Annotated in this window: 4 protein-coding genes; 2 read left to right on the top strand and 2 right to left on the bottom strand. The window is 43.8% G+C overall.

The annotated features are described in order from the left end of the window. A partial coding sequence (locus tag V7D75_RS01410) for an AAA family ATPase (RefSeq protein ID WP_333613107.1) occupies positions 1–372 on the bottom strand: 372 nt, incomplete at its 3' end. A 228-nt stretch (positions 373–600) separates the two neighbouring features. Between V7D75_RS01410 and V7D75_RS01405 the strand changes: the two genes are divergently transcribed. Together V7D75_RS01405 and V7D75_RS01400 are read left to right on the top strand one after the other, a co-directional pair. After that, positions 601–1,176, top strand: a complete 576-nt coding sequence (locus tag V7D75_RS01405) for a type IV secretion protein Rhs (RefSeq protein ID WP_442968897.1) — start codon at positions 601–603, stop codon at positions 1,174–1,176. A 140-nt stretch (positions 1,177–1,316) separates the two neighbouring features. Next, positions 1,317–2,312, top strand: coding sequence for a hypothetical protein (locus tag V7D75_RS01400; RefSeq protein WP_333613105.1), 996 nt, complete (start codon positions 1,317–1,319; stop codon positions 2,310–2,312). Positions 2,313–2,400: 88 nt separating this feature from the next. Here V7D75_RS01400 and V7D75_RS01395 read toward each other — a convergent pair. Continuing rightward, on the bottom strand, positions 2,401–2,601 hold a 201-nt coding region (locus tag V7D75_RS01395; protein WP_333613104.1), incomplete at its 5' end, for a citrate/2-methylcitrate synthase.

Below are 2,601 nucleotides of genomic sequence, written 5' to 3'. Positions count from 1 at the left end.
CTCTACCGCGCCAAGTAACGCATCTTGCTGCGCTTTATTAAAACGGTGAATCTCGTCGATAAATACCACGGGGGATTCAAAACTTAACGAGTCTTTTGTTTCTAGCACTTCACGTAATTGCTTCACGCCCGTATTTAATGCCGATAACGCATGAAAAGGTCGGCCAACCGCATCAGCCAATAGCATCGCGATGGTGGTCTTCCCTATGCCCGCTTCACCATGCAAAATAATCGACGGCAGGTGTCCTTGCTCAACCAAGCGCCGTAATGGTGCGCCTGCTGCTAACAGGTGCTCTTGTCCAATAATAGCGTCGAGCGTCTTTGGGCGCATGCGCTGAGCAAGGGGCGTATCGGCATGAAAATTGGGCGGCATAAAAATCTCTATTATCAATTAAACGGCTGTTTTTTTGTATTGTTGTGACTATAGCTAGGCTAACGCAGATTTACGTTAATAAAAGTCAGCTAAGTGTACAGCTTATGTCTTAAAGGCTTTGTTTTGCGCGATTTCGACCTTATTAATGGTTTATCAGTGATGACTAATCATGTTACGACAAATTATCAAATATAAAACGAGCAACCAATACGAGGTAAGACATTTATGCTGTCGCTATCTGCTTTCAAGCGTTTATTTAAACGCGCTGAGTCTCTTCGTGCTAGGCCTCTTAAAGCTACCAAGCAGCGTTCACGTAAGCTGATTGCTGGAGAGATAGCACTGGCACGTTCTGTGTTCGGCGATAGTATTGAGCTTGAGCAAGTTCAGCTTAAAACCGCTTGGTGGGTAATAAAAAACTACGCTGTCAGTCCTAATGGTAATATTTATTTTCACCCGGCCGACTGGGTCATAGATTTTAGTCAGTGTTCCTTGGCTAAGCAAAGCTGGCTTATCCATGAATTGACCCATGTGTGGCAATTGCAGCAAGGTCTTAAAGTCGTGCGCGGCGCTATGATTAATCGCCGCTATGATTATATCCTTGACGCTGGCAAACCTTTTTTTAACTATGGTATTGAGCAGCAAGCACGCATGGTACAAGATTATTTTATCAGTCGGCAGCATGGTCGCGATTGTCAGGGTTTTGAAAGCTGTATTCCATTTTTAGCGACGCAAAAAATCGATAAAAGCCATGACTATAATAGAACTCGCGACGGACATAAAACTCATAACACATTTAAAGTTTAATCTTTCTTTTACCCTATAATATTTATATGATGACTGAACCTTTTGATAATAATAACAAGCTACTAAACATACAGACAAAATAAAATAGCTAGTAGCCTCAGCACATAAGCGCACTGCTTTTAATAAGGATGAGAACTCGGATGTTTAAAAATTTGCTCGTAAAGCCTGATGGTAAGACTCATCATACCTGTATAAATGCAGGGTCGCTAAATAAAGCGATGACGCCGCCGCGTACGCGCTCCTTGCTAGTAGCCGCCATGACTGGATTTTTGTTGTTAAGCGGCTGTCAGCAGCAAGCAGAAGCGCCAGTAGCCGATAGTAGTCAACCCAAAGAAAAAACCGCTGCAGAAGACAGTCAGCCGATGCGCAAAAGTGACTCCGCTGCTGCGCGCATAGAGCAATTTCAACCCTTGTATCTCGCGCAAGCGAAAAGTTTACAGCAGCGTCTGCAAGCCGAATATGAATCGCTGCAAGCGGCAGATGCCTCAGACAGTGGCAATGATTTGTTGCCAGATAATACCTCTGCTGCGTCAGTAGACAATGCTAATCCAGTTGCAAATACTACCGATTCTGAGCAAATAGCAAAATCAACTGCTACGGATTCAGCTGCTGCTACGGACAATAGCAATAGTGAATTGAACGTTAGCAATGACTCTGAAGTTGACGCTGATGCGAGTATGGACGCGGATATCAATACCAGTACCGAAGTGGGTGAGCGCGATTTAACGGTGCTTAAGCGTATTAGCCTTGAGCCGCGTAAACCTGTGATGCTGACAGATGAGCAGATTATAGACAGTTATCAGCAAGCGATGGACGCGCTTTATCAACCTGTGACCACGCCGCTTAGTGCAGAAGAGGTTGATACCTTGATTAACATTGCAACCTTGACGCCGCAGTTATTTGAACATGCAGAAATCGCTGGTCGACTGAGTGCAAAAAGTCCGGCGCTGGCACGTTTGATTATCCAGCATCAGGTTTGGGAGCAAATAGAAGCTCAACAGGTCATGGATATGCAGCAAATGAAAATCGACCAACAGCAAGAGTTTGAGAGACTGATGGCAAAATTTAACGAAACCATTCAGGGTTATGATGAGCAAATTGCCAAATATGAGCAGACCTTAAAAGAATTTCAATAAAGCATAAGTAGTCATCATTTTATTGAATTTAGACCATAAAAAAATCCCGCTCAGTCGCGGGATTTTTTATGCTGCCAATAACAGCTTACTATTTGCGATCTTCAACTTTAACGAAGTCGCGATGCGTTTCGCCAGTATATAATTGACGTGGGCGACCAATTTTGAATGGTGCGCTGTGCATTTCTAACCAATGGCTGATCCAACCAGAAGTACGCGCGAGTGAGAAGATGACGGTAAACATTGATGTTGGGATACCGATGGCTTTAAGGATAATGCCTGAATAGAAATC

Origin of the sequence: Psychrobacter sp. (genome assembly GCF_036731945.1) — a bacterium.
GTDB lineage: Bacteria > Pseudomonadota > Gammaproteobacteria > Pseudomonadales > Moraxellaceae > Psychrobacter.
The sequence above is the reverse complement of the archived record's forward strand: the minus strand, read 5'-3'. Positions and strand labels throughout refer to the sequence as shown.

What these genes read in the sequence shown, in the direction of transcription:
- V7D75_RS01400 (WP_333613105.1), top strand. Translation starts at nt 1,317, where the DNA reads ATGTTTAAAAATTTGCTCGTAAAGCCTGATGGTAAGACTCATCATACC.